The sequence below is a fragment of the Pseudomonas sp. P5_A2_2 genome, assembly GCF_054177685.1.
The window spans coordinates 1-2,623 of record NZ_JBGCUL010000639.1; the positions used below are offsets into that span (position 1 = coordinate 1).

At 47.3% G+C, this 2,623-nt stretch carries 3 protein-coding genes and 1 pseudogene; 1 reads left to right on the forward strand and 3 read right to left on the reverse strand.

Translation table 11 applies throughout. From position 1 onward, the window contains the following. A partial coding sequence (locus tag ACXRVY_RS23495; protein ID WP_458238371.1) for a hypothetical protein occupies positions 1 to 719 on the forward strand: 719 nt, incomplete at its 5' end. A gap of 299 nt (positions 720 to 1,018) precedes the next feature. On the opposite strand, the gene ACXRVY_RS23500 is transcribed toward ACXRVY_RS23495, so the two are convergent. From ACXRVY_RS23500 to ACXRVY_RS23510, 3 genes and pseudogenes are all read right to left on the reverse strand, one after another. After that, positions 1,019 to 1,402, reverse strand: a complete 384-nt coding sequence (locus ACXRVY_RS23500) for a c-type cytochrome (RefSeq protein WP_458238372.1) — start codon at positions 1,400 to 1,402, stop codon at positions 1,019 to 1,021. A 319-nt stretch (positions 1,403 to 1,721) separates the two neighbouring features. Next, a pseudogene (locus ACXRVY_RS23505) lies at positions 1,722 to 1,904 on the reverse strand (methyl-accepting chemotaxis protein); the annotation flags it as partial. A 191-nt stretch (positions 1,905 to 2,095) separates the two neighbouring features. Beyond that, the coding region (locus ACXRVY_RS23510) for an outer membrane protein transport protein (protein WP_458238373.1) at positions 2,096 to 2,623 on the reverse strand (528 nt) is incomplete at its 5' end.

Sequence of the window (2,623 nt, forward strand, 5' to 3'; positions counted from 1 at the left end):
GGGCTAATAGATCTGGAGAGATGGAGGCCTTGCAGGCTGCTTTGGAATCCAACTTTCGTGCTTTTGATCGGGTCGCGGTCATGGGTGGCCTCGTTCGTGACTTTGCTCGTGAGGGACGAACTGGCTTTAGATCTGATGTAGATCTTGTGATTGACGACTCTAAAGAGAAAGTTGCGTTGTTGGCTGAAAAGCTTAGTGCAACGCCTAATCGATTTGGAGGCTACGGCTATAAGAGTGGACCTTGGAAAATTGACTTTTGGGCTCTAGAGACCACATGGGCACAAAAGCATGTCCCAATGCAAAGGCTGGAGGATGTTTTGCTTGGTACATTCTTTGACTGGGATGCGGTTGCGTATGACTTGTGGGAAAGAAAATTAATATGCCATGATGACTATCTTGAGCGCATAAGAGCTAAAACGCTTGAAATTAACTTACGACCTAATCCATCCCCCATGGGAAATCTTGTTCGAGCCATTCGAAGATTAGTGTTGTGGCAGGTAGTCCCAGGTGAAAAGCTGAGGTGCTTTATTGATGAGCACTTAGATGAAAGCGCACTTCGCTATTTGCAGCAAAAAGAAATAGAGCTGTTTCCTTATTGTGTTTCAACTCGCTGGAAGACCGCTGAGGAAGCTAAGTTCTCCCTGTTTCAGGAGAGAAAATTTGAGGCTCTTCAACTTGATCTGTTCCAGGTAAAGCATCGAAACTCATATTTAAGATAGCTGCTCTTCCATTTAATTCAACTTGCCCCTTACGCCACTCCATCGCTTTAAGAAGATGTGACCAGTAAAAAGGGGAGGCTTTGATTTCTATCTTGAGCGGCTGCTTCTGCCCGTTATTTTCCAGTCTCGACCGCAGCCGATTGCTGCGAGATGCGAAGAGCTGTCCGAGCTTGTATTAATCCGAGATTGTTCATTAGCGATTTGCCCGCGAGAGGTCGACGGGCTCACCGGCATTGCCCCACAAGCCCTCAAACCTGAAATGGCTTTTAGATTTCTGTGCCTGCCTCTCAACTCAAAAATCATCGATTTTTTGAAATCACACCACTCATGTATTGATTTAAATCGCGMAGATCYTTAATCCTCCAWGAGTACGGCGRTAGCTTTACACCATTCTCTYGCAAAGTTYTTGGAATCAAGTCTCCATTTGGACGAAGTATTATCGATGAYACAATMACGCCMGGATAATCATTTARTCGTTTYTTGAAARCGGATGTTGTTAGATYAGGTGTAGGAGGATTGCTTTTATTAGCCAATGGTCCTGTTSCYTTGAKATCTATTCCGTGGCACATGGYRCATCGCTGTRAATAGAGATTTTTTCCATTGACATTATCCGCGAAGGATAGTGATGTTTGAATTAGCGATAAAATYCCTAGCGAAGCGATGAATAATAATTTTATTTTCATTTTTCATGTGGCCTTGTTGTATAAATCAGATCTGAATCGAGGGCAAACCCCGGAGGTGCCACTGCAACACTCAGTTTTCTCGATAACATTTGAACCGAGATTGTTCATTAGCAATGCCCAGCGCTCACTTCGCGGGAGTTGAACTTCAGATCAAACGGTGGTTCGCTTGGCATGCTCACCCTAAAAACCTGATGTCAACTCGTTAATTTTACTGAACAAACCCTAATGACGATCATTGGAAATCCGGCATTCTCCTTCGGGACGCCCTTGCTTGCAAGGATCGCCCAGAGCGGCTACTGCCAACCTGTCGACAAGCTCTGGTCATGACCTMGTTGATGTTGCCCACTGAGACCAGGCTGTTGGAAAAGGTCAAAGACAGCGCTGTGGCCAAACGATTGATCCCCACCATTCCCAACCCACCCACGGCTAGAGTGATCAGGGCACAAATGACGAACGAGGTCAAAAGCCTGGTCGAGAATTTTGACTGATTCAGAAGGTTCACGCGTAAAGCCCGATGGATTAGCGGTCATTAAATGACAACCCACCTACTACCGCGAAAGTATTCTCGGTAGTGGGTGCTGATTGACAGGCAGGACTGCATCACGTCCCGATGGAGTAGTTGATTAACGATGAAAGGGAAACTTTCAGGAAGGCTCGCAAAAATGGACTCTATTAAAAATTGAGTCCTGTCGATTAGTACCGATAGGTTGCCTGCACTGAAATTCCATTCGCACTATTGTCATATTTGGCACTGTATTCAGGCTGAAGACCGGAGTTGTTCGACTGTTTTACGGAAACTTTGGAATCCCAGAGATAACCATAAGCAAAGTCTATCGTCAGATCGGAGTTCGGCGAATAAGCACCACCCAAGGTCACGGCCTGGYGATTCCCAACCGGAACGCGCACGCTGCGATCGGCATTTCTGATGGGCGACGGATCATAGGCGTAGCCTGCGCGCAGCAGCCATTGTTGGTTCAATTGATAGGAGGCCCCAACTGCGGTGGCCCAAGTGTCACGCCAGTTCATTTCTTCGGTCACACTTCCCAGACCGGCCGCCTGGCCCAGGGGGGAAAGACCGCTGTTGACTGCCTCGACCTTCTGGATCCGGCTCCAACGTTTCCAGGTGGTCCCCAGGTATCCCGTCCAGCGACTGTTGAAATGATGGGTGATGGACGTGTCCACTGATTCGGGCATAGTGATGTCTATCTTGTTGTCATAGTT